The sequence below is a fragment of the Flavobacterium sp. FlaQc-52 genome, from assembly GCF_044007495.1.
GTDB classification, from domain to species: domain Bacteria; phylum Bacteroidota; class Bacteroidia; order Flavobacteriales; family Flavobacteriaceae; genus Flavobacterium; species Flavobacterium cupriresistens.
Window position 1 is genome coordinate 117,722 of sequence record NZ_JBIPCV010000001.1, and the last position, 24,375, is coordinate 142,096.

At 34.4% G+C, this 24,375-nt stretch carries 20 protein-coding genes; 1 reads left to right on the forward strand and 19 read right to left on the reverse strand.

Annotated elements, in window-relative coordinates:
• Positions 1 to 110: 110 nt before the first annotated feature.
• Positions 111 to 1,109, reverse strand: coding sequence for a zinc dependent phospholipase C family protein (locus ACHRV5_RS00525; RefSeq protein WP_047775073.1), 999 nt, complete (start codon positions 1,107 to 1,109; stop codon positions 111 to 113).
• A 173-nt stretch (positions 1,110 to 1,282) separates the two neighbouring features.
• Between ACHRV5_RS00525 and ACHRV5_RS00530 the strand changes: the two genes are divergently transcribed.
• The gene (locus ACHRV5_RS00530; protein ID WP_395425352.1) at positions 1,283 to 2,233 is read left to right on the forward strand and encodes a hypothetical protein; all 951 of its coding nucleotides are present in this window, start codon (positions 1,283 to 1,285) and stop codon (positions 2,231 to 2,233) included.
• Between the two features lie 4 nt (positions 2,234 to 2,237).
• Here ACHRV5_RS00530 and ACHRV5_RS00535 read toward each other — a convergent pair whose 3' ends face one another.
• From ACHRV5_RS00535 to lpxA, 18 genes are all read right to left on the reverse strand, one after another.
• Positions 2,238 to 3,203 carry a YeiH family protein gene (locus ACHRV5_RS00535; protein WP_395425353.1) on the reverse strand — a complete coding sequence of 322 codons (966 nt, stop codon included), beginning with the start codon at positions 3,201 to 3,203 and terminating at the stop codon, positions 2,238 to 2,240.
• A gap of 74 nt (positions 3,204 to 3,277) precedes the next feature.
• A complete protein-coding gene (locus tag ACHRV5_RS00540) occupies positions 3,278 to 4,174 on the reverse strand; it encodes a LysR family transcriptional regulator (protein ID WP_395425354.1) in 897 nt (298 codons plus the stop codon).
• 92 nt (positions 4,175 to 4,266) lie between these two features.
• Complete coding sequence (locus ACHRV5_RS00545; protein WP_395425355.1) at positions 4,267 to 6,294, reverse strand: hypothetical protein; 2,028 nt, start codon at positions 6,292 to 6,294, stop codon at positions 4,267 to 4,269.
• Positions 6,295 to 6,358: 64 nt separating this feature from the next.
• A complete protein-coding gene (gene fabG / locus ACHRV5_RS00550; RefSeq protein ID WP_047775088.1) occupies positions 6,359 to 7,105 on the reverse strand; it encodes a 3-oxoacyl-[acyl-carrier-protein] reductase in 747 nt (248 codons plus the stop codon).
• A 263-nt stretch (positions 7,106 to 7,368) separates the two neighbouring features.
• The gene (locus ACHRV5_RS00555) at positions 7,369 to 7,593 is read right to left on the reverse strand and encodes a hypothetical protein (protein ID WP_047775091.1); all 225 of its coding nucleotides are present in this window, start codon (positions 7,591 to 7,593) and stop codon (positions 7,369 to 7,371) included.
• Positions 7,594 to 8,364: 771 nt separating this feature from the next.
• Positions 8,365 to 9,249, reverse strand: coding sequence for a hypothetical protein (locus ACHRV5_RS00560; protein WP_395425356.1), 885 nt, complete (start codon positions 9,247 to 9,249; stop codon positions 8,365 to 8,367).
• A 142-nt stretch (positions 9,250 to 9,391) separates the two neighbouring features.
• Positions 9,392 to 10,753 carry a DUF4302 domain-containing protein gene (locus tag ACHRV5_RS00565; protein WP_395425357.1) on the reverse strand — a complete coding sequence of 454 codons (1,362 nt, stop codon included), beginning with the start codon at positions 10,751 to 10,753 and terminating at the stop codon, positions 9,392 to 9,394.
• Positions 10,754 to 10,787: 34 nt separating this feature from the next.
• The gene (locus ACHRV5_RS00570) at positions 10,788 to 11,648 is read right to left on the reverse strand and encodes a putative zinc-binding metallopeptidase (RefSeq protein WP_395425358.1); all 861 of its coding nucleotides are present in this window, start codon (positions 11,646 to 11,648) and stop codon (positions 10,788 to 10,790) included.
• Between the two features lie 23 nt (positions 11,649 to 11,671).
• Positions 11,672 to 13,153 (reverse strand): RagB/SusD family nutrient uptake outer membrane protein, encoded by a 1,482-nt coding sequence (locus tag ACHRV5_RS00575; RefSeq protein ID WP_395425359.1) that lies wholly within the window; start codon positions 13,151 to 13,153, stop codon positions 11,672 to 11,674.
• Positions 13,154 to 13,164: 11 nt separating this feature from the next.
• On the reverse strand, positions 13,165 to 16,890 hold the full coding sequence (locus tag ACHRV5_RS00580) for a SusC/RagA family TonB-linked outer membrane protein (protein WP_053004213.1): 3,726 nt from the start codon (positions 16,888 to 16,890) through the stop codon (positions 13,165 to 13,167).
• Between the two features lie 306 nt (positions 16,891 to 17,196).
• The gene (locus tag ACHRV5_RS00585) at positions 17,197 to 18,309 is read right to left on the reverse strand and encodes a FecR family protein (RefSeq protein ID WP_047775100.1); all 1,113 of its coding nucleotides are present in this window, start codon (positions 18,307 to 18,309) and stop codon (positions 17,197 to 17,199) included.
• Between the two features lie 89 nt (positions 18,310 to 18,398).
• The gene (locus ACHRV5_RS00590; protein ID WP_395425360.1) at positions 18,399 to 19,010 is read right to left on the reverse strand and encodes an RNA polymerase sigma factor; all 612 of its coding nucleotides are present in this window, start codon (positions 19,008 to 19,010) and stop codon (positions 18,399 to 18,401) included.
• Positions 19,011 to 19,872: 862 nt separating this feature from the next.
• Positions 19,873 to 20,301: a hypothetical protein gene (locus ACHRV5_RS00595; protein WP_395425361.1), complete on the reverse strand. Its 429-nt coding sequence runs from the start codon at positions 20,299 to 20,301 to the stop codon at positions 19,873 to 19,875.
• A 135-nt stretch (positions 20,302 to 20,436) separates the two neighbouring features.
• On the reverse strand, positions 20,437 to 21,309 hold the full coding sequence (gene sucD, locus ACHRV5_RS00600; RefSeq protein WP_047775108.1) for a succinate--CoA ligase subunit alpha: 873 nt from the start codon (positions 21,307 to 21,309) through the stop codon (positions 20,437 to 20,439).
• 85 nt (positions 21,310 to 21,394) lie between these two features.
• Positions 21,395 to 21,757 carry a hypothetical protein gene (locus tag ACHRV5_RS00605; protein ID WP_047775109.1) on the reverse strand — a complete coding sequence of 121 codons (363 nt, stop codon included), beginning with the start codon at positions 21,755 to 21,757 and terminating at the stop codon, positions 21,395 to 21,397.
• A gap of 1 nt (position 21,758) precedes the next feature.
• On the reverse strand, positions 21,759 to 22,688 hold the full coding sequence (locus ACHRV5_RS00610) for a UDP-3-O-(3-hydroxymyristoyl)glucosamine N-acyltransferase (RefSeq protein WP_047775111.1): 930 nt from the start codon (positions 22,686 to 22,688) through the stop codon (positions 21,759 to 21,761).
• Between the two features lie 109 nt (positions 22,689 to 22,797).
• Positions 22,798 to 23,364 (reverse strand): elongation factor P, encoded by a 567-nt coding sequence (gene efp / locus ACHRV5_RS00615; protein ID WP_047775112.1) that lies wholly within the window; start codon positions 23,362 to 23,364, stop codon positions 22,798 to 22,800.
• Positions 23,365 to 23,554: 190 nt separating this feature from the next.
• Positions 23,555 to 24,340, reverse strand: coding sequence for an acyl-ACP--UDP-N-acetylglucosamine O-acyltransferase (gene lpxA / locus ACHRV5_RS00620; RefSeq protein WP_047775114.1), 786 nt, complete (start codon positions 24,338 to 24,340; stop codon positions 23,555 to 23,557).
• Between the last annotated feature and the right edge of the window lie 35 nt (positions 24,341 to 24,375).

Sequence of the window (24,375 nt, forward strand, 5' to 3'; positions counted from 1 at the left end):
TTGTAATTTTCAACGGAATGCAATCCATATTATAAAGTAAAAAAAAAGTCTCAAATTCATTTAGAATTAGAGACTTTTTTGTTTGTCAATACTCGAATCAAGAGACCGTTTTAGTCATTCTGATTTTGCATTCCGAAAAGATATCCACTTTGAAACAATTTTAAATCGTCTCTTAAAGCTTGGTTGTTTCTTTGTGTAACTGTCGATGCATCCAAATCACTTAAATCCGGTTTTCCTGCGTTAACCCAAGCCGTGTACCAAAAACTCGCTGTTGCTGTGATTGCTTTTCTCATTTGGCTTTCAACCATTCCGTTTAATTCTTTGTGTAATTTTTCGGCATAGTCATCAGAGAATTTAGCTGCATTGTATTTAGTTTTAACAACTTTTCCGTCTGCACCAATAACATAAATCTTATTTTCAGGAGTTGAAGTTCTTAGTTTTTTATCAACCGCTAATAAAGGTTCAACAAGAGTGTGGGTGTCATTAATCATGTCCCAGGTTGCTTTATGTACATTTTCATAGTATTGCGCTTCCGGAACATTTAACTTATAATTTTTGACGAATAACTCCGGTAATTTGCTTTCCCAAAGTGAATGAATTCCTTTCTGATCGGTTAACTGACCGTCATGATTTGCAGAAGTGTGCAATGGCATGTGGGCATCTCCGATATAATGACCTAAATCTGCTGCAAGGAATAAAATTTCGGCTCTGTTTTTTTCTTTGAATGCCTTTGTCAATTTTTCCATCATATCTTCAATGTACCATGGTAAAATTCCATTGTCATTCAAAAATTTGGCATCGTATTTCTTTTTTGCTTCTTCAAAAGTTTGTGGTATACTTTCTACAGGTCCGAAATTTTCCATGTCAAAATAATGTCTTGGATTTTCATCTTTATAATTCAATGCATATTTACGGATATCCGGCACAGAAGCTTCCTGAGTAATAAAATCAATATGATTGTAAAAAAACACCTGAAGTGGACGGGGCAAAGCCATTACCGCTGCTTTGTTGATACGTTCATGACCTACAATTCCCCATGATAATGTCAAAAAACCAATTCCTACTACTAGAAAGGCAATTAGTCTTGGTTTCATTCTAAAGTTTTTCATTTTAAATTTTTATTTGGACTGCAAATTTATCCCATTTATGCACACTACAAAGAAAACGGGACTAATTATTATAGTAATTTAACTTTTTGTTATTTTTTGGACTATACCGGAGTGGCTAATTCCATCTTATCAGTCATTTTCTTTGTATGTTTGTCTTAGTTAAATCGAATGTTATGCGTCTTATTGTTTTAAATTTCTTTCTTTTTTTAGCACCTTTTTGTTTGGCTCAAGAGGCTGAAATACAGCTAAAAAACGTCAGCGATACTGTTCTGAATCCAAAAAGAACACTTAAAATTCCGGATCCTTTAAATGGTGAGAAAACAATGCAAAAATTGTTTCCGGGTAATTTATACCATTTTGCTGATAAAAATACTTTTGTGAGCTGGAAGTGCAAAAATTGCAAGACCACTGCTTATACTGACGTTAATGAGGTCGAAGGCGATCAGCTTTTTCCGTATGAGGCAGGTGTTGCTACAAGATTGTTAACGACGCTGGACTATTCGGACTCCAAAGGAAATGAGTTTAAAATACTTGCTTTTAATCATTCGTTTCATGATGAAGACGGATTACAAACAGGCCGTTTTTCCGGTGGATTGTTGGGCCTTGCTAAATTTGCAAAGAATAATACTACTTGGGAAATGAGATCTTTTCAGCCTGCTGTTGCCGGCTTTGGAGCCTTCGCACGATGCCCTACTCCGAAACTTTTGCAAATCGGAGAAGATCAATATGCTTTTACCCTGTTGCATGTCAATGGTGGTGCCGGTGGTCCTTTTGAAGGTTATCTTTATCTGATTGCGGGTTTTGATGGTAAGTACCAGTCCATAATGGAAGTTAATAATTATCAGCTCACCAATGTACAAAGTGTGGACTGGTCAAGTTCTTACAAAGTTGTAAAGGATGACAAAAAAATACATTTTAGAGACATTATAATTACAACAAAAGGTTCATTTAATAAAGCGGAGCAAGCTAATGATGAGTTCGAAGTTGTTTTACCCGAAGAAATAGCTGCTATGGCCAAAACGAAAAAGTCTTTCAATTTTGAGATGGAAAGACGGTTTTCGTTTAAAGGGAAATTTTATAAAATGATTAATAAACCGGTAGTAAAATTTTCAAACGTTAAATAGGTTCTTAATTCAGGTATACAATGGTGGTCAATCCTAAAATGGCAATAAAGATCCAAAGGAAAACACCTTGCAGCAATGGCCTTACTCCTACCGCTTTGAGCGTTTTTATATTTAGAGTTGCGCCAATAAGGAACAAAGTCATTGTTAGACCAATTTTTGCGATGCTTACGATATGCGGAGCCACAATGGCTGTTGAAGGGACATAAGTGTTTAAAAGCATGGCTACAATAAACAGTCCGATAAAATAAGGTATTTTGATCTTACTGTTTTTGTTTTTAAATGCAATAGCAGTGAAAATTGAAATTGGAATGATCCATAAAGCTCTTGCTAATTTTACTGTTGTAGCAATTTGCAAGGCTTCAGCCCCGTATCTATTCGCTGCTCCAACTACAGAGCTGGTATCATGAATCGCAATAGCGCACCATAAACCAAATTCTTTTTGTGATAAATCAAGTTGATGACCAATATAAGGGAAAAGAAATAAAGCGACAGAATTCAATATAAAAATGACTCCCAAAGCAATTGAAGTCTGATTTTCGTTTGATTTGATGACTGGAGCTACTGCTGCAATGGCGCTACCACCACAAATTGCAGTTCCGCAAGAAATTAAATGTGACGTTTTCTTTTCGATTTTAAGCCACTTTCCTAAGAGAATACCGAAAATCAAAGTACTGAAGATAGAGAGTATGGTTAATAGAAAGCCTTCTTTTCCTGCTGAAATGGCGCTGGCAGCATTCATTCCAAAACCAAGACCTACAACAGAAAATTGCAATAGAAATGTAATGGCTTTATGATTGAAAGCTAAAAAAGGATTCCCAAAAACGTTAACAATAAGAACGCCTAGTAACAATGCGACAGGTGGAGAAATAATGGAGAATATACACAGAATAATAACCAGGGCAAATACGGCCTGTTGAAAGTAAATACTAACTTCTAATAATTGCGGTGTTGAATGTTCTTGCGTTTTCAAAATAATATACTTATTAATTACTCAGCAAAGATCTGACGATTCTATTAAAATCACCAATCGTAAATTACAATAGACTATAACTTCAGGTTATAGTAAGCTGACATACTTTGAATAAATAGCTCTGATAAAGGGTCTGATTTTCCGACTAATGTAATGATATAGAAGTATCTTTCAATGGTTAAATTCTCTACATCCAAGACTGTTAGCTCATTGTTTTTTAACTCCTTACCTACTGCATGTATTGACATAAAGGCAAAACAATCAGAATTAAATAAATAGGATTTTATACTTTCGGTACTTCCTAATTGCATTTCGAATTGTAAATCGGTTATTTTTAAATTGACTTGTCTTAAAGCATATTCTATAACTTCAAGTGTTCCTGAGCCACGTTCTCGGGTAATGAATTTCATTGATTTCAGATCATTTAATGAAATTTCATTCTGCTGAGCCATAGGATTTTGACTGTTGCAAACCAAAACCAATTCGTCTTTTAAAAATGGAATGTATTTGATGGACTGGTTTTTTGACTGTCCTTCCACAATTCCAATTTCAATTTCTTTGTTAATTAAGGCATTTTCTATTTGCTCAGTGTTACCATTAAGCAAATTGACTTTTATTTCTTGCTGCTTTTGATGAAATTGCGCCAAAACAGGAGAAATAATATATTGTGAAATTGTGGTACTCGACCCTAAACGCAGTAAACCTTGACGGTTACTGGCAAAAACACTCATGTCAAAATCAATTTTGCGATAGATTTCAAAGATGCTTTTAGTGTGCTGCAGTAGCATATCGCCAGCTGGAGTTAAGGCTATTTTGGACCCGTTTCGTTCAAAAAGTTTTGTTTTATAGGTTTCTTCGAGTTCCTGAATGTGTTTAGAAACTGCGGGCTGTGTAATATACAATTCCGTTGCGGCTTTTGTAAAGTTAAGCCTTAAAGCGACAGTGTAGAATACTTTTAGCCTGAAGTCCATTCTGGAAAGGTGTTAGGTTAATTTTGTTTCAAGTTTTAAGTTTCAAGTTTCAGGTTGGGCGTTGTTAAAACCTTTGTCACTCAGAGCTTACCTTATAATAATCCATTGTATTTTCTAACAAACCATTCGGTTGTCAGTAGAGCAACAAGTATAATTAGTAGCCAAATCCAATCAATAAGAGGTGTTTTTGTTGCAATATTTTTTTCGATCGATTTGTATTCTTTATTTTCTAAAAGTGTTTTTATCAATTCTGCTGACTGATCTTCAAAAAAGGCTTTTCCATTGGTTTGTAGAGCCAATTGTTTTAATTTTAAAACATCAGGATTTACAAATTGTTTTTCAATATCAAAATCTAAAATTTCAAAATGTCCGGAGTAACTGGTATTGGTGTTTAATTCTTTTACAGAAAAATTATACTTACCTGCCGTTAATCCATCCAAATTTACAGAAAAAGAATTGTTTCCTTTTAGTAAATCGTAGTTTTTAGTTTGTTTCGTTGCTGCGTTTGTTACGCTGATCGTAAGTCTTGCTTTTTCATCGAACTCATAATTTTTATTGAAATATTGCGCATTGATGGCAATTGCTTCGCCTGAATTATAGAAACTTTCGTGTGTGACCACCAATGATTTTCTAGAGGTTGATGAAGCTAAAAACTGAACTATTTTATCGATAAAAACATCATATTTTTCAAAAGACTGATGGTCTACATGACTTTGTAAACGCCATTTCCAACTGTTTTCTCCTAAAAGATAAGCCGTTCGTTTGCCTTGATTTTCAGCGAAAGCCAACAATGGTGCATTGGTACTTACATTTCTGATTTTTGAAGAAAGTAAAACCGAAACATTTCCATTAGTGGTTATGGTCCCAAATAAATTTTGCAAAGGCGGGAAATTTTCAAAACCAATATTATCAATGGCAAATAAATTAAACTGCGATTGAAACTCATTTAGATAATCTTCTTTCTGGCCGCTCATTTTGAAGACCAAATTAGACTGCTGCTGATTTAAAAAATTAAAATCAGTGTTAGTTCCTGTAATAATAAAGGTATTTGTGCCTGCCAACTTATTAGTGTCGAAAATGGCTTTAAAAGCGGTTGTCGGTTGATATAAAACCAAAACGGAAACATCTTGTAATGAATTGATTTCGTTAGGTCTTACTAGTATTACTTTGCGTTGCGCATTAGACTCAATAGAACGTTTCAAAGCAGCAATATCAGGATGGTTTATTGCCGAAACAATCGCTATTGTTGACTTTTGATCCATTACTTCAACTGCGAAGTTCTTGATGTTGTTGTAGCTGTTCTTCTCTTTTTCATTAGAAGAAATACTCGCTTTAAAAACTTGCAGTCCAACTTTATCAGCGGGTAAAAGTAAATTGATTGTTGCTGTTTTTTTGGACGGTGAAAAAGAAACTTTTTCTTTAGCAATAACACTGCTTCCCTGAACAATAGAAAAATCGGCTGTCGTATTTTTAGTTCCGGAATACTGAAGAAAAACTTCTACAGGGAATTTGTTTTTATGAAAAGCGTATTTGTTTACATTTAACTGATTGATTTTTAAATCAAAAAAAGTGGTCGTATCACCTACAATTACCGGATAAACCTTGTTTATTGGATCAAAACGATACACATAATCATTTCCGGTGGTTTGATTTCCATCTGTAATAATAACCGTTGGAAAAATAGTATTCCTGTTGATGCTTTTTAAGTTTTTGGCAATGGCATCTAAATTCGTTTGTTTTCCTTTAAAATCAAATTGTTTGGAAGGTTTTAAATCTGCATCAAATTGATAAGACTGAATTTCAAATTTTTCCTGAAGTGCAGGGTTTGAAACTAAATCCTGGTACAATTCGATTGCTTTTTTGTCTGATTTTAAAACCGGAATCGAACTGGAATTGTCTACTGCGATTGCCAGAGGTGTTTTGGTTACTTCAAGAGTATTTTTGGTTACAATCGGATTAATCAATAAAAGGAGTATCGCAAAAATGGTCAAAAAGCGCAAAAAAGCCAAAAACAAATTCACTTTTGAATTGCTTTTGGCTTTATAAAAATATTGAAAATACGACAAAGCACCAGCTATTACTAAAGAAAGCAACAATAATAGAATCGTGTTTGTAGTCATATTTATAGTATTCGGTGACGGTTTTCAGTCTTCAGTAAAAACTGAAATCTGGACCGGAACTTTTTTAAGTTAACATTCCTCCACAAACATTTAAAACTTGTCCTGTGATGTAAGCGCTCATATCTGAAGCCAGGAATAAACAAGCATTGGCAACATCTTCAGTAGTTCCGCCACGTTTTAAAGGAATTCCTTCTCTCCATCCTTTTACTACATCTTCGTTCAATTTTGCTGTCATCTCTGTTTCGATAAATCCTGGAGCAATTGCGTTGCAACGAATATTACGAGAGCCTAATTCAAGTGCTACCGATTTTGTAAATCCAATTGCACCTGCTTTTGAAGCTGCATAGTTGGTTTGTCCCGCATTTCCGGATACCCCTACTACTGAACTAATATTGATAATTGAACCTGCGCGTTGTTTTAGGAAAGTTTTTTGAATTGCTTTTGTCATATTAAAAACAGACTTCAAATTAACATCAATTACCTGATCGAAATCAGCTTCAGACATACGCATTAACAAATTGTCTTTTGTAATTCCGGCGTTGTTAATTAAAATATCTACCGTTCCGAAATCAGCCAAAACTGCTTCGACAAAAGTTTGAGCCTCATTAAAATCAGCTGCATTAGATTGGTATCCTTTGGCTTTAACTCCTAAACTGTTCAATTCAGCTTCTAAAGCTTCTGCTGAAGCTACAGATGAACTGTATGTAAAGGCAACATTTGCGCCATGTTTAGCAAAAACTTCTGCAATTCCTCTTCCAATTCCACGACTAGCGCCTGTAATGATGGCAACTTTTCCTTCTAGTAATTTCATATTCAAAATTAAATTTAATATTTATTTGTAGCTGTTCCTGTTATCGATTCTCTCGTTTCTGTTTTTGAAGAAAAACACAAAAAAGATTTTCATTTCTGGCAGCGCTATAAATGACTTGTCAAATATATGATAATTCCCTTTTTAAAAAAATAACAATCGTATAATTTATGGTCTCCCTCTTCTTAAGTACTTAATTGTTCGCTGAAAATAAAAATACCGTTCCAAATTTTGAAACGGTATTTTTGTTTTTTAAATAAACTTAATTAACATCCAAGTCCAACACAAGGATCATCTATAGGAAATGGATTCTCACGTATAATGTCTGCACATGGATAGAACGGATAGTCTATACGATTAGCGCCCGGAGGAGCATAGGTTTTACATTTTTCTACAGGTTTTGGGTCATTAGGACCTTTTCCCGTAATGTTTTTTTGTTCTTCGTCATTTAGAAGTCTAGCTCCTTCTAAATTTAAGATAGTCTTTAACATAGTTGGTTTTTTGGTTAATTTTTTAGCTATCAATCTAATATGAACGCTGCATTATTCTGTCAGCGTTTTTCATTTTAAAACAGTATTAACAAATTATACCGTCTATTGTCACGGTGCATAGTGGTATTACCTCTTCCTCACGTGGGAGCATGATACAAGGTCCGTTGTATGTAAAGGGCGACCATGGCACCGTACATCTTATTCCTCCGCTACCGTTCCCGTTTAGGCTTTTCAGCTCTTCGCTGCTTAATACTTCGATTCCTGAAAAATTTAAAAAAGTTTTTAACATAATAAAATTGGTTGTTAATAGTTGGTTTTCTCAATCATTTTGTGTCCGTTGAGTTTCAGACATAAAACGTATTCTAATTGTCTTTTCTGCTGTTTTTAAATAAAGAACAAAGTCATATATTTTAATTTTTTCCTTAAAAAAAGCAGCTCAAAAGCGAGCTGCCTTAATTCAAAATAAAATAAAAAAAAACTAAAATATATGATTTTGCTTTGTTGCAAAAAACAAAATTGTCACTGCCACCGCTAAAATTAGCATCCTGTAAATAGAGGACTGAAACAGTGTAGTGTTATTGATTTTGTCATCTTTTCTCTGTTTTATGAGATTAACAATCATTACAGGAATGATCACTATTATGGACAAGTACAAATAATATCGGGTAAAGTCTGGGTAAAGTTCTGATATTGCTATAAGTATAATACCCCATAAAAAAAACACGGTATTTACTGATGTAAGATACTTTTTCACAATGCTTATTTTAAATATTAATTTGTTCTTTCTATATATTTACCATTAGAATCTGTCGTCCAACAACTGTCTTTGTCACAATTCGTTGTTATTTTTCCAGTCGGAGGTTTTGGTTCGTCTGGATGAGAGCGAGTAAATGCACATGCCTTATAATCTTCCTTCGCCCTACTATCACAGCTTATTTTAGTTACCATACAATATGCTGCGGCTAATAATCCAGGGGCTAGTCCTGCGTATGCACCTGCAACAGCAAATACTGCACATGTTCCGAAATCACCAGCGCATCTCCTTATACTTGTATTAAAGGCACCTCCGCAATTTGGTCCTGCAACTACGCCGTAAGAAGGTATAATTACTTTTGAATCATAATTATCTTCAGCTGATGTGATACTACTGTTTAGAAATTGTACTTGTTCTTCTAAAGTAAGACTGAAAAACATTGGGTTTTCAATGATAAAAGCTTGTTGAATTGCAATATTTTTTTTTAGAATATTAATGACTTCTTGGCTATTTGCTATTCCAGCTTTTTCAAAAACTATCCTCAAATCATTTTCAGTTTGTGCAGCATTTAACATTTGCATTGCTTCAGTGTTAAAGCCTACATAGGTATTTTTGTTTAATGCAACTTCCATACTTTCGACAGATAAGAAGATTTGCTGGGAAAATGAATTTAGATTTTGTTCAACATGAATTGGCAAAACTCGCAAAGATTTATCCGTTTTTTTATTCTTTGAAGATTGAGTCGTGGTTTGATTTGTACCCGATTTAGTTATGGATTCGTCTCCAGAGGAGCAGGAATAAAGAATTGTTAGAATTAATGTGGTAATGAATGCAAATGAAAAGAATTTAGAACATACTAAACTTAAAAATTTGTTTTCGCTACCTTTTTTTAGTTTTGTCATGAATAAAGTTTTTTTTAACAATTAATACTATTGAGTATCTATTAAAACAAGGCTAATGGCATTCACATATTAATAAATAATGTCTTATGTAAATAAAAAGGTCGTCTCTAATTTGAGACGACCTTTCTCTGTTTTAAGTTAATTATTGGAATGAGTATGCAACCATTCTAAAAGGAGTTGATGTACTCGTAAAAGTATAAGCACTATAACCTGAAACCGGTGTCTTAGCAAAATAAAGACCTTGAGGGTTCATGAATTGATCATCCAGTGTTTTTAGGAAAGATGGCGCTGCAATTGCTGGTGCTGCTGCAGTAGCGGTTGATTTCCAAACACCTGGGGTAAATGTAACCGTTTTCTTTGTGGCATCGGCTGTTAAAGTAAAGTAGTGGTATCTTCGGGCAATAGTGGCTCCACTAGCATTTCCGAATCTGTACTCAATATAATTACTTCCATCTGCATTGTTAAACCAAAGTTGTACCCTTGTAAGCATTGCTCCTGCAGCTTGTTCTGAATCATTTAATAAAGTCAGGAATAACTGAGAGTTTGCTGCTTCACCTTTTGTTATGGTGTAAATATAACCGTATACATTATTTCCGCTTCCAGGCAGTAATAGTTTGTAATCGTCTGTTAAGCTCAAAGGTTCGTTAGAGAATTTTATCGAAGCTGTTACTCCTCCTGTTCCGGTAGCGGTGAAACTTTTATCGGTATCATTATAGGTAAAGTCGGTTAGTTTTTGACCTGCAACAACTACAGCTGGGCTAACAGTGATTCCTGTTGGCGTATAAGCAACTCCTGTTCTGATGACATCTCCAGATCCGTCTAAAGCGGTTGAAATGGAATATCTGCTTGCTTGCGAAACAGAAAAGCTATACTTTTTAGTGGTTGTGCCATCGTTAGTTTCCAACAATCTGAAAAGCGGGCTACTGCTATTTCCTATTAAATTTTGTTGTGATACTGTATTCTTAGGTAAATCGGCCCAGTCCTGAGCAGTTGCTTTTACAAAACGAACATCTCTAACCAATCTGTTGCTTTTAAAAAGAATATCACCATTGGCTTGTTGTCCGTAGTATAAAAACTGGAAATCTCCTAAATATCCTTTTCCTCTCAAAGCTGCGGTTGGAAAATTGTTAGAATCTGACAAAAGATGTATTCTGTTAAAGGTAGTAAATACCACACTAACCGTACTTCCCAGTACTACATCAAACTGGCTTTCGTACGTTTTTGTATCGGCATTAAAATCGGATGCCATTTGTACTTTTCCGTCGGCAGCAAATTTAAACAAATGGGTAAAACCTCCCAATTGGGTATCATCTGTAAAATACACTGCTTTCCAGCCAAATTCTGAAGAAAGCAAGGCTGTTCTCAACTCACTTTTTTGTGCGTCTATTCGTTCGACCGGAGTTTTGTCAAAGATTTTTTCCGCGTCTGTATTATTGGTACAAGCACCCAAAGACATCGCTAAAAAAGCAAACATCGAGTACTTAAATATATTTTTTAGTTTCATAATATTACTATTTTAATTATACATTAACGGACACTTAGTTATTCACGACATTAGTTGTATTTCTCTGCGCTGCATCTCTTAAAGCATAAAAGTCAATTCCAAAAGCATCTTTGTAGTATTGCACTACGATTGCTTCTTTTCTTTTCAATTTATCTCTTCCGTCATCGCTTGTAATACTGGCAAGAAGCGCGTCATATTCTGCTATTGAACTTGTCAAAATAATAGAAGCCGTTTCAGCAAAATCTTCGGTGATATTGTTTCTTGCGTAGTTCGTAACAAAACCTAAATTTCTTGAATTTTGTAGTACTTCTAAATGCCATGTTCCGGTATAATCACCTGGGGTAATTTTTTGCCAGGCCTGTTCATCAAAAGGTTTGTTTTGATTTAGAATGTGAACATACTCATGCTGAATGGTATGGATGAATTCAGTAACATTGTCTCTGTTTTTTTGATTCAGATAATCTACTTCAAAAAGGGTGATTCTTTGACCTGAGTCTGCGATACCAAGTGTTCTGGTTCCGTTTGAATTTGAGTTTACTCCACCAACCAAAAGAATTTCTCTTGGTGCAAGGATTTTTACAAAATCAGCCCCTCCAATTTCTGAATAACTATCGATCCAGATTTGTTTAACGATATTTAAAGCTGGTTTAACTTTATCTACTAATGGAGGAAAAAGAAATCTGTTGTTATCGACTTTATTCTGATTCCATAAGTATTGTGCGTTAATATTATAGGGATCCAGGTAATTTGTTGTGATCCATTTGTCTAGCTCCGTTTTTGGAAGAGGTGAAAAATCCAATTGACTTTCCTTAGGTTGATCTTCATGAGCACAAGCTGCAAAAGTTAAAACTCCTGCAACAAGCATCATCGTTCTATATATTTTAAATATTTTCATAGTATCTTAAATTTAATAAAAATTTATCTAGGATTTTTTTCTACGCCGTAGTTTGATGCACTTAGCGGTATTTGTAATGCTCTTCGTTTATCGTCTTTAACCAAAGTGTTTACAGGTTTGCCCTGATCTTCACGGCTTACAACAATATTGAAACGTTTTACATCAAACCATCTTAATCCTTCATGAACAAAATCTCTTCTTCTCGCTTCGGTAAGCGCTTTAATGTAAGAAGTTTGTACTGCTGTCATGGTATAGAACGGTGTTAACTCATCTGCAATTACAGGGTATCCTGCTACAACATCTGCTTCAGTAAGTTTATCTGTTGCGGCATTGTATCCGGCTGTTCTTGTTCCTAAAAAGTATTCTAATTCTGTGTTGGCATCTGCAATTCTGTTTTTCATAACAAGTGCCTCAATACGGTTTAAGTAAAACTCATCATTAGACAAAAGTACGATTCCACAATAAGCAATTCCAATATTAGCTGTTAGATTTGTATATTTAAAATACTCTTCAAATTTTGGTGTAAATAAAGTACTGCTGCTGTTGTAGCTGTAAAAATCAAAAAGCCAAGCTTTTCCAAATGGATTCGTTCCATTAAAAAGTTCTCTTTGTTTCTCATCTGTCAAATAAAAATTACTACCATTTGCAGATCTTCCGACTAATGTATTTGGTGATCCAATTAATAAATTTGACGTAAGAGAAGATTTACTGTATTCGATAAATTGAATATCCGGAGCTAAACTTGACAAAGTAACATAATCTTTTAGTTTGCCAACTGGTTTAGATCCTAATCCGCTTGAAACTTCAAGTACCTTATCCCAATCTCCTTTTATTAAATAGAAACGGCTGGCAAATGCTTTGGCTGCTTCTTTGTTGAAATGGAACTTTGGCTCTTTATAGTTATTCGATACGTATCTCAATCCTTCTTCAATATCTTGTTGAATGAAATCAAAAACTTCTTTTACTGTATTTCTTTTATAACTTTTCAGTAATTCTGTTTCCGGTTCTGTAACATAAGGAACCCCTAAATCTGTTGCAGCAGTAGCCGGATTATATCGGTTTGACCAAAAGGTAACCAACATAAAATGAGAGTATGCTCTTGCTAATAAAGCTTCTCCTTTTTGAGGATTTAAGCTAGTCGGATTTCCTAGTTCTTTAATGGACTGTAAAGCCTGATTAGCATGCGCAATAGCTCTGTAACAAGCATCCCAATAATTAGCCTGAGTATCTATATTGGTCTCGTCTTGCATTTCCCAATAGTAACTTTGTGTACTTTTTACACTGGCGTTATTTAATTCAGCATCGGCAACGTTATCAGACATTGTTTCTCCCAAATCCATATAAGAAGCCAGCGGGTATGCATTAACCAATAGCTCGGATATTTTTTCAGGTGTATCTATTTGAGTTCTGTTATCGGGAACCTCTGACAAAAAATCATCACAGCTACTAACACCAACGAGCAGTAATAAGGCAGCGGTTATTTTTATATATTTTATGTTTTTCATAATCAACTATATTAAAATGAAAGGTTTAAAGTAAAACTGTATTGTGTTGTAATTGGGAAAGCTACACCTCCTGTATTACGGAATTCAGGATCTTGTCCGTTTAATCTCTTGTCAGAATAGATCAACCAAGGGTTAACTGCTGAACCCTTTAATGTAAAGGTACTTACACCTAATTTTTTCTTGAAATCATTAGGGAATTCCCAGCTAAGTGAAACATTTTTTAGTCTTATGAAATCACCATCTGCAATTCTAACATCAGAATAATTATAAGTATTGTAAGCACGTCCAAGCGTATTAACTCCACCATAATTTGTAATCAAACGTTTGTCAGCAATAACCGGAACGTCTGTACGTTGTTCGTCACCAGGATTGATCCAACGATTCGTGAAATCTTTTGTAAACACAGCTAAATCATCGTATTGACTGCTGAATGCCGGGTTTAAACGAACTTTGTTTCCACCTGATCCTACGAAAAACACATATAATGACCAGCTTTTGTATGTAAACGTATTGGCTAAACCAATTGATTTGTTTGGCTCGATTGAACCTTCGTATTTCAAGTACTTAGTAACATTTTCAGTATCCTGAAAATTAGCTCCTGTTACTTTATCATCTTCACCGTCCTGCATTACGAAAGTTGGTAATCCTTGATTATTTAAACCTGTAAATTGGTAAGAATAGATTGAATTTCTAGGACGACCAAGAGCATTTCCTCCATTTCCATCAACTAAATCAAATGCTGTAGGTTGATTTTCTAATTTTGTAATCTTTTGGTTGAACACAGAGAAATTAAGTGTTGTTGACCATTTAAATTTATCTGTAACAATGTTTTGAGTAGTAAAACCAATCTCAATACCTTTAGTTTCCATATTAGCATTATTTCCTTGCTTGATTTTTTGTCCTCCAATTCCTGAAGTAACAACAAAATCAACTAAATCAAATGCTTTACGGCTATAAACGTCTGTTGTAAATTGAACTCTGTTATTAAACATTCCTAAATCAACACCGATGTTGGTTTCGTACTGTTTTTCCCAAGTCAAATCAGAGTTTTGTAACTGCTCAATATCAATTCCTGTTTCTCTGTCTGGAATACCTAGACGGTCTGTAATAAAACTTTTGTAGATCGCTAATGAGTTAGTTGCTGGACCGGCTGTAGCGGTAAGTCCATAAGATGCTCTTAAAGCTAAATTATTGATAGATTCTACATTTTTCATGAATTTTTCTTCAGCAACATTCCATTTTCCACTAAAAGTATAAGTTGGAAGCCATCTTGAAGAACCACTGTTTCCTTGTCTGTTTGATCCGTCATAACGACCTGTAATCGATCCTGTATAACGACGATCATATGTATATCCTACTTTACCAAAGAAACCAACTGTTCTTTCTCTTTCAGCACTTAATCCATAGTAAGAGTTTCCTTCATTAATAATTTTTTCAATAAGTTTTGGATCAGTAAAAGCTGTTAATCCTCTGTCGTATTGAAGTCCAGCAGCAGTAAAATTATCACTGTTTCTGTCCAAAGATCTTAGCTCTGTACCGAAAAAGCCTTCTAATTCATGCTTTTCATTCAAAGTATTTCTGTACGTCACACTGTTTCTGATATTGTAAGAAGTCAGGTCGTTAGTGAATTTTCTTAAGAATCCACCATTAGGTAATACAGAAATTGGTTGTGCTGTTAAATCGTTCGGATCTTTATATAAAAAGATGTTAGCGTCTCTAACGATTGTGTTTGCGCCATCTGCACCATATTCTGTACCCGCTTTGTAAGCTCCTACTACATTTGAATTTTCGTAAATTTTGTGCTCTCTTGAAGTATTGGCATAACGCGCAGAACCTGTAAGATTATAACTTAAATGTTTGTTGATTTTATAATCTAAATCCAATTGAAAACGGATATCTTTTACTTTAATTTCTAAAACATTGTTTTGCAATTCGTTAATAATATTCATTGGAGCCCAGTTGTTTCTGTAGTACTCTAATCCACCTGCATCATTATAAGGACGAAGTGTTCTGCTCGTACTTAGAACATAATTGAACGGGTTGATATCAAAATCTCTGGTTACGTTACCGAATACAACATCTTGTTGGCTTTCGTAACTTCCCGGAGCGGTTTGATCACGAACAGAAGCTAAGGTAGACAACGTGATGTTCAATCTGTCGTTTACATAAAAAGTTCCTTTAATATTCGATGATAATTGTTTTACACTGTCAGCAATTGTCCATCCCGGATCTGTGTAATAACCCAATGATGCATAAAAAGTATTGTTTTTTCCACCACCTGAAAAGCTTAAAGAGTGATTTTGTGTAATTGAAGGTCTGAATAAAACTTTGAACCAATCTGTGTTTCCTAATTCGTATTTTTTCAGAAACTGATTCATATAAGGTTGCTCGTTTCTAACCCCGAACTGTCCATTTGATGTGTTGTAGGTGTTAATTTCTTTTGAAAGAATATTGTAAACCCCACCATATCTACCCTGAAGAGTTGATGGCATATCAAGAAAACCTTTTTGTTCCATTTCTTTTAAAATACTCATAGACTCCTGAGAATTTAAAATATCGTACTGTGTGTAACTTGGAACTGTTCTAACTGTATTTTCAACAGAATAACTTACTTTTAAAGGAGAATCTCTACGTCCTTGTTTTGTTGTAACAACTACAACTCCATTTAATGATCTTGAACCATAGATTGAAGTAGCTGATGCATCTTTCAAAATTTCAATACTTTGGATATCATTTGAGTTTAATCCCGCAACTGCAGAACTCAACAAAGTTTCAGAGTTTCCTGAAGCTAAATCTGCAAATGAAATGTTGATGATATCTTCTTGTACCACACCATCGATAACCCATAATGGTTTTGTATCACCAAAAATGGAAGAAGATCCACGAACTGTAATTTTAGGAGCAGTACCAAATGTTCCGGTAACGTTCTGAACCGTTACACCCGCCGCTTTTCCTTCAATCATTCTACTGATATCTACAACACCGTCTACTTTTAATTCAGTACCCGAAATTTTACTGATCGCTCCTGTAAAAGTTCTTTTTGATGTTTTTTCGTAACCGGTAGTTACTACAACCTCTTTTAAGTTCTGTCCTGCTTCGTTCAAAACAATAGTTGGGGTAGTATTCGTTATTCCAATTTCTTTAGTCTCCATACCAACATAAGAAATTACTAAAGCGGTACTATTTGCCGGCATTTCGATAGAGAAATTACCATCAAAGTCCGTCAATACAGCTACTTTTGATCCCTTAGCCAATACGGTTGCACCTGGTAACGGAACTCCACTTGGGTCCGTAACTTTACCTCTAATGATTGGTCCCGGAACCAGAACATCAAATAATGAAGCCGGAGTTTCTGCACCTGAAAAAATATTCTTGCTGCTTTTTTGCAATATAATCTGATTGCTAATTTCAGCGTATGAAATATTTAAGGGTTCCAGAATTCTCGACAAAATTGCCGATAAGGTCTCATCATTCGCTTCTATACTAACTCTTTGGTTGAGTTGTGTTATTCTTGAATTATAAGAAAACTTAACCTGAGCCGATTTTGCAAGTTTAGACAATGCGTTATCCAAAGTTAAATTTTCAACTGTAATTGTAACTTTGGTGTCTAGTTTCTTTTGTCCATTTATATCGTTTGCCATAGCAACACTTGAAAAGATAAGTGCTAAGACAAACTGAAATAGTGTTATTTTCATGATTCGATGGAGTAATCGTTGTTTAACAACTGGTTTTTTCATAATTTTGGTTTGTTTTGATTAATACTGTTTCGTGCGTATTCTAAGAAACGACTGAATTATTCTTTACAGAGAACAATTCAACTTTAATGAAGTGTCGATAATGTTACAGCATTTCGACACTTTTTTTTTGCATTCTACTATTTACATAGGCATTCTTTTGTTTTTTTTGGTTATTTTATTTTGGTTTTGGTTGTTTTTAAACTTGTTCTATTTAAAGAAATCCTTTATCTATTTTTATTTTTCTATGGGATTATTCAGCGAAAAATAATTTCTCAAAGCCATGAAGACTTTAGTACAAAAAATAGATTAATTACATCCTTCAGATAGTATGATAATCTGGTTTCCATTCATTTCAAAGCTGGTATTATTACCGATACTTTTGCATACAATTCTTAACTTCTCCGTCAGAGGCTGATCGCTAAGCGAAGTGGTAAGATGACACTCCTTTAATTTGTCTTTTGGATAATCGATATCAATCAGATAAGCCTGCTCGATTGTTTCAAAAATTTGAGCGACCGGTATGTCGGTAAATTCAAAACTTAATTGTTCGATATTACCAACACTGCTTACCAATGTTTTGTCCTGAGTAATATTGGTGATTTTGTTAAAAGTTAAATCACTTCGTTGAAAACGCAATGCCTGATTAGGGAGTAAAACGACCTCCCTATCCGACATCGATACTAATTCATTCGATTTAACCTTAACTTTACCGGTGCGAACGAGAACTTCTACATTTGGCTGATCGGAATAAGCTTTAACCCTAAAGCTGGTTCCAACAACTTTTGTAACAATTTCGTTTGCGTAAACGAAAAAAGGCTTTTTAGGATTTTTACTAATTTCAAAGAAACCTTCGCCGGACAAATACACCTTTCTTTCGTTTCCGGTAAAGATTTTAGGATAACTTAATTTACTATTGGGTTGTAATAAAACGGAACTTCCATCTGATAATGTGATGATTTGAGGTTTGCTGGAATTATTTGTTTGTTCCACCAATCCTTCTTTATTGTCATCAATTAGTTCGTTGTAGGTAACAACTTCATGACTTGTGCTTGAAGTGCTTTTGTAAAACCAAACCGACATTAAGCAAAAAAATAATGCGGCAGCAACTCCAGCTAAAAAATATTTTTTTAGAAAACTAAATGTATTGTTTTGAGTGGAATCAATTTGATTCTCTTTTTTTTCAATTTTGCTCCAGGTATCCTGCAACGCTTTGTGAATATCGGAATTGGATAATTCTGAATTTGGAGCCTTCATTGCAAGCAAAAACAATCTTGCATCTTCAACCAATTTCGCACGTTGCTGATTTTCTAAAGTCCATTCTTCCCAACCGTCCTCGTCAATTTGAGAGAGGATCCAGGACTGGAATGATTTGTCAGATAAAAAATCTTCTATTTCGGTATATGTACTACGTTCTTGCATCTGTATTTGAGGTTACAAAGACATAGAGGACAGTACTCTTATTATATACTCACCAAATTGTGATTTTTTTTATATTTTTAAAAATAAAATTAAAAAGTACTTGAGGATAGTAGTGTAATTATAGAAAAAGTACCTTTCCATTCCTTGCGAAGCGTAAGTAAACCGCGGTACAAGAGATTACTTGCAGACTGATAATTGACATCCAGCATTTCTGCGATTTGTTCAACTGTAAGTCCCTGATGGTATCTAAGATACAAGGCTTCTTTTTGTCTTACCGGAAGATTATTTAATAATTCATTTAAATGCGTCACTTTTGCTCTTGTAGTATCATCGTCATCGTCGATAAGTTCATGCTCTACCGAAAATTTCAATAAAAAAGCAACAGAATCAGTGCTAGCCGCTTTGCGAAAGATGTGATCTCTTTCGTGTAAACGTGCAATTCTTTTACGAACACTTGATAATAAATAAGCTTTTACAACTACAGAACCTTGCAAGCTGTTCCTGTAGACCCATACATCAGTAAACACATCTTGTATGCAATCCTGAACTTTCTCTGCAAAGGGAGAAAGTGAATTACCGTAATTAACCAAATCTCTGTAATACCTTTCGAATAGTAATGAAAATGATTTCTCATCGCCTTCTTTCAGGTTAGTCCAAAGCGTAATGTCATCAAATGGGGTTTGTAAAATTTTGGTTTTCATAACTTGGTTTTGGCATAGAATTATTGATAAAGAGTACCGTTAGTTAATATCAAGAAGATACTTTTTTAACATTATCTTTTAACTTAATGCTCTAAATGTATAAAAGCAAAAATTTAAAACCAATTTTTTTACAAAAAAGAGACGGTTTCCTAATACAGGAAAACCGTCTCTACGCCTTTATTTTAACGAAGTTTTAACTATTTTGGGACGCAACCATTTTTTTTTACTTTTTTTTAATTGTGAGATTTTACTACAACTTATTCTTTAATCAACTAAAATCGCTAAATGTTTCTGCTGAATTTTGTTTTGTACTTTTCGAAGAAATAATTCAATCGTTCTTTTTGGATATTTTGCCTTAGATCTTTACTGAATTGGCTGTAATTTTGGATCAAGACTGAAAGTTGCAGAGTAGTAAAAATTAAGGATAGGTAGTGTTGAAAAAAGTGAAAAAGAAGAAACCCATTTTAATCCTAAAAATTCTATTTAACTCTTTTTAAGTTATTAAAAAATAAGTTGTTTAGATTCCTCGTTTTCGTGACCATTTTCATTATTTTGCCACTGATTAAAAGGATTTACACAGATTTTATAAATCATTTTAATCTGTTAATCTGTGGTATTTTTCTCGCTCATAGATGTACCAAGTTAGCAACTCTTTGTCAAAGTCACAGACGTCCTTTCTTGAAATCTGTGGCAAAGAAATAATTCGAGCAAATTGGTGCAATTCGTGGCAAAAGATTAAAAAAAAACTGAAAACACAAACGGTTTAATCACTATGTATTGCAAATTAATTATAGAGCAAAAAAAAAGTCCCACTAAACAAATAGTAAGACTTTAAATCAAATTGTATTAAGAATAGAATGCCTTAGAAAGCTACATTCCATCTAGGTAATTTTCCATTTGCATCTAAGAAATTTTGTAAAACTTGTCCTTCTACAGTTGTTGGAATTCCTTTTACTTCTGCAGTAAAAGTCTCATACCAAACCACTTCCAGAGCAGTGATGTTTTCTAATTTCATTTGTGCAGGCCAAGAATATTTTCTACCTGTTTTTGCAAATTGGTGTCCGTTTACGATTTTGTCGTATAAACCGCCATTTTTGCTTTTTAGAGTTCCGTCATTCTGAACAGTTCCGGTAGAACCAACCATAATTAACTCTTTTGCATCTCCTTCAACAGCGTAAACAACAAAAACTCCTGCTCCTGATTCCGGTGCGTTACAAGCTTGTTCTAGGCTATCTTCTACAGTAAAAGTAAAGCTATTGCTTACTTTAAACTTTTCTAATTCTTTGTTCATATCTCTCTTTTTAAGCGTCTAAGTTTCTGAGAAACTAAGCTGCTAAGCTTTAATTTATCCTCTTTTTAAAAATGTAAAAAAGTCTCAACACGAATTGAGACTTTTTTGGAATTTGTTATTTTGAATATTTGGAGATTATCCAAGTATTTCTTTTACTTTTTTACCAATTTCAGCTGGTGAATCAACAACGTGAATTCCGTTGTCTCTCATAATTTGTTTTTTAGCAGCAGCTGTATCATCAGAACCACCAACAATAGCACCTGCGTGACCCATTGTTCTACCAGCAGGAGCAGTTTCTCCGGCGATAAAACCAACAACTGGTTTACGGTTACCATCAGCTCTTACCCATTTAGCAGCATCAGCTTCTAATTGACCTCCAATTTCACCAATCATGATGATAATTTCAGTTTCAGGATCGTTCATTAATAATTCAACAGCTTCTTTAGTTGTAGTTCCGATAATTGGATCTCCACCAATTCCGATAGCAGTAGTAATTCCTAAACCTTGTTTTACAACCTGATCAGCAGCTTCGTAAGTTAAAGTTCCTGATTTAGATACGATACCAACAGTTCCTTTTTTGAAAACGAAACCTGGCATAATACCAACTTTAGCTTCTCCCGGAGTAATAACACCTGGACAGTTTGGTCCGATTAATCTGGAATTTCTTTCTTTAACATAATTATTTGCTTTAATCATATCTGCAACAGGAATTCCTTCAGTAATAGCAATAATTACTTTAATTCCAGCATCAGCAGCTTCCATAATTGCATCAGCAGCAAAAGCCGGCGGAACAAAAATGATAGATGTATCAGCTCCAGCTTGCTCTACAGCGTCTTTTACGGTATTAAAAACCGGACGATCTAAATGGCTAGTTCCACCTTTTCCAGGAGTAACACCACCAACAACATTAGTACCGTACTCAATCATTTGAGAAGCGTGGAAAGTTCCTTCGCTACCTGTAAATCCTTGAACAATTATTTTGGAATCTTTATTAACTAAAACACTCATGATATATATTTTATGTAGTTTTTAAAATTGTGATGCAAAAATAAGGTTTTGTAATGTATTATACCCTTTTTGTCATCAAAAAATATTAAGAAAATTGACTCATTTGGAATCCTCGATATAATTTGTCGTCTTTAATCTGCCAAATGGTAGAAAAATGAGCCAACAACATCTCCTCTCTTGGGTTTTCAATCGTTTTAACGTAATGAGAATAACGTATTGATACTAAATCATCTTCGGCAATAATATGGCTTATTCGGACTTTAGACCGCACATAAGCACGACTCAATTCATTGGCCATTCCTAGTAAAGAATCATAATTCATCAAAATTAGCCCTTTACTGCTATTCCAATCTAACAAGACTTCCGGATGCAGATAGATTTTCATGATTTCGCTATCAATCAAGGCATCGGACTTATAAAATTTTTGAACAAATTCTTTTATAGACATATTACTTCAATTTATTTAGAATTTCGGGGATCTTTTTGATATTGGCTAATTGCTTCAATTTTTCTCTTGATTCTTCGATTGGAGTTCCGAAATAAGATTTCCCTCCTTCAACCGATTTTGTAACACCTGTTTGTCCCATAATAACAGCCTTAGTTCCGATCGTGATACCACTAGTGGTGCCCACTTGTCCCCAGATTGTTACTTCGTCTTCAATAACAACACAGCCGGCAATACCGGTTTGTGAAGCGATCAGACATTTTTTGCCAATTACAGAATCGTGTCCAACATGCACCTGATTGTCAATTTTAGTCCCCTCTCCGATTGTAGTATCTCCTGTAACACCTTTGTCAATTGTACAAAGGGCACCGATACCAACATTGTCTTCAATCACAACTCTACCGCCTGAAATCAACTGATCGAAACCATCTGGACGTTTTTTGTAATAAAAAGCGTCAGCACCTAGAATCGTTCCGGCATGGATAATTACATTATCACCAATAACGGTATGATCATAAATAGAAACATTAGAATGAATCAAACAATTCTTTCCAATTTTTACATGATTTCCAACAAAACTATTAGGTTGAATGTGCGTTCCTTCTCCAATGGTAGCAGAAGCGGAAACCGCTACGTTAGCAAATTGAAAAGGTTTAAAGTGTTTGGTCAGGGTATTAAAATCTCTAAAAGGATCATCAGAGATCAAAAGTGCTTTTCCTTCCGGGCAATCTACTTTTTTGTTGATTAAAACAATTGTAGCCGCCGATTGTAAAGCTTTATCGTAATATTTGGGGTGGTCAACGAAAACAATATCTCCTGGTTCAACAACATGTATTTCATTCATGCCTAAAACGGGGAAGTTTTGGTCGCCTATAAATTCGCACTCAAGCAAATTTGCAATTTCTTGTAAAGAGTGAACTTTTGGAAATTTCATATTTTTTAATTAGATAATTTGCCAATTGGATAATGGGATAATGTGCTGGTTAGAAGATAATAAATTTAATTATCTCATTGACACATTATCCCATTATCTAATTAATATACTACTCTTTTACACGCTCCATGTAAGAACCTGAAGCGGTATCAATTTTAATTTTATCTCCTTCGTTGATGAACAAAGGAACGTTTACATTTGCACCCGTTTCTACAGTAGCAGATTTAGTTGCATTAGTAGCTGTATTTCCTTTAACTCCCGGCTCAGCATAAGTAACTTCAAGAATTACAGAAGATGGCATGTCTACTGATAAAGGTAAATCTGTTTCAGTATTTACCTGAACCATTACACTTGTTCCTTCTTTTAATAATCCCGGAGCATCCAGGATGTTTTTATTCAAAGAAATTTGCTCGAAAGATTCTGTATTCATAAAATGAAATTCATCTCCTTCAGCATATAAAAATTGGTAATTGTGCGTCTCTACGCGCACATCATCAATTTTATGTCCTGCAGAAAAGGTATTGTCTAATACTCTTCCTGTAGTTAAACTTCTCAATTTTGTTCTTACGAAAGCAGGACCTTTACCAGGTTTTACGTGAAGAAATTCAACAATTTTATAAATATCGTGATTGAATTTAATACACAATCCGTTTCTAATATCTGATGTAGATGCCATTTTTTTATATTTTAGATTTAAGAATGTAGATTTTAGATTCTTATAAAAAGAACCAATCTCCCTTTTTTATATTTTAGATTTAAGAGTTCAGATTTTAGATTCTCTGAAAAGAATCAATCTGTCTTTTTGGATTTTAGAGTGTAGAATTTCATTATCTAAAATTCTACACTCTAAAATCTAAGATCTTAAATTAGTAATTACCTGAATAACCTTTCATAATTCCTCTTGATGAATTTCTGATAAAATCAAGAATTTCATCTCTCTCAGGAGTGGCTTCCATTTCGGCTTCAATAATGCTTAAAGCCTGTGTTGTATTGTAATTTTTTTGGTATAAAATTCTGTAAATTTCCTGAATTTCTCTGATTTTATCGGTGCTAAAACCTCTTCTTCTTAAACCAACCGAATTGATTCCCACGTATGATAACGGTTCTTTTGCTGCTTTTGTATAAGGTGGTACATCTTTTCTTACCAAAGAACCACCGGAAATCATAGCGTGATCTCCAATATGGATAAATTGATGAATAGCTGCTAAGCCTCCAATTACAGCATGGTTACCCACTACCACGTGACCTGCCAAGGCAACTCCGTTTACAATAATAGCGTTATTACCAATTTCGCAATCGTGAGCAATATGCGCGTAAGCCATAACCAAACAATTGTCTCCTAAAGTCGTTTGCCCTGAAGCAACAGTTCCTCTATTGATGGTTACACATTCTCTGATCGTACAATTGTCACCAATAATAGCCAAAGAATCTTCTCCGCCAAATTTTAAATCTTGTGGCACAGCAGAAATTACAGCTCCGGGAAAAATATTACAATTTTTTCCGATACGAGCGCCTTCCATAATGGTCACATTTGAACCGATCCATGTACCGTCACCAATAATAACATTATTGTGGATTGTTGTAAAGGGTTCAATTACAACGTTTTTAGCGATTTTAGCGCCAGGATGAACATAAGCTAATGGTTGATTCATCTGTCTGTTTTATATTTTAAATTAAAATAGTCTGA

Excerpts from the sequence above, each read along its gene's own strand:
- ACHRV5_RS00525 (WP_047775073.1), bottom strand. The coding sequence starts at position 1,109 with ATGAAAAACTTTAGAATGAAACCAAGACTAATTGCCTTTCTAGTAGTA.
- ACHRV5_RS00530 (WP_395425352.1), top strand. The coding sequence starts at position 1,283 with ATGCGTCTTATTGTTTTAAATTTCTTTCTTTTTTTAGCACCTTTTTGT.
- ACHRV5_RS00540 (WP_395425354.1), bottom strand. The coding sequence starts at position 4,174 with ATGGACTTCAGGCTAAAAGTATTCTACACTGTCGCTTTAAGGCTTAAC.
- ACHRV5_RS00545 (WP_395425355.1), bottom strand. The coding sequence starts at position 6,294 with ATGACTACAAACACGATTCTATTATTGTTGCTTTCTTTAGTAATAGCT.
- fabG (WP_047775088.1), bottom strand. The coding sequence starts at position 7,105 with ATGAAATTACTAGAAGGAAAAGTTGCCATCATTACAGGCGCTAGTCGT.
- ACHRV5_RS00555 (WP_047775091.1), bottom strand. The coding sequence starts at position 7,593 with ATGTTAAAGACTATCTTAAATTTAGAAGGAGCTAGACTTCTAAATGAC.
- ACHRV5_RS00560 (WP_395425356.1), bottom strand. The coding sequence starts at position 9,249 with ATGACAAAACTAAAAAAAGGTAGCGAAAACAAATTTTTAAGTTTAGTA.
- ACHRV5_RS00565 (WP_395425357.1), bottom strand. The coding sequence starts at position 10,753 with ATGAAACTAAAAAATATATTTAAGTACTCGATGTTTGCTTTTTTAGCG.
- ACHRV5_RS00570 (WP_395425358.1), bottom strand. The coding sequence starts at position 11,648 with ATGAAAATATTTAAAATATATAGAACGATGATGCTTGTTGCAGGAGTT.
- ACHRV5_RS00575 (WP_395425359.1), bottom strand. The coding sequence starts at position 13,153 with ATGAAAAACATAAAATATATAAAAATAACCGCTGCCTTATTACTGCTC.
- ACHRV5_RS00580 (WP_053004213.1), bottom strand. The coding sequence starts at position 16,890 with ATGAAAAAACCAGTTGTTAAACAACGATTACTCCATCGAATCATGAAA.
- ACHRV5_RS00585 (WP_047775100.1), bottom strand. The coding sequence starts at position 18,309 with ATGCAAGAACGTAGTACATATACCGAAATAGAAGATTTTTTATCTGAC.
- ACHRV5_RS00590 (WP_395425360.1), bottom strand. The coding sequence starts at position 19,010 with ATGAAAACCAAAATTTTACAAACCCCATTTGATGACATTACGCTTTGG.
- ACHRV5_RS00595 (WP_395425361.1), bottom strand. The coding sequence starts at position 20,301 with ATGAACAAAGAATTAGAAAAGTTTAAAGTAAGCAATAGCTTTACTTTT.
- sucD (WP_047775108.1), bottom strand. The coding sequence starts at position 21,309 with ATGAGTGTTTTAGTTAATAAAGATTCCAAAATAATTGTTCAAGGATTT.
- ACHRV5_RS00605 (WP_047775109.1), bottom strand. The coding sequence starts at position 21,757 with ATGTCTATAAAAGAATTTGTTCAAAAATTTTATAAGTCCGATGCCTTG.
- ACHRV5_RS00610 (WP_047775111.1), bottom strand. The coding sequence starts at position 22,688 with ATGAAATTTCCAAAAGTTCACTCTTTACAAGAAATTGCAAATTTGCTT.
- efp (WP_047775112.1), bottom strand. The coding sequence starts at position 23,364 with ATGGCATCTACATCAGATATTAGAAACGGATTGTGTATTAAATTCAAT.
- lpxA (WP_047775114.1), bottom strand. The coding sequence starts at position 24,340 with ATGAATCAACCATTAGCTTATGTTCATCCTGGCGCTAAAATCGCTAAA.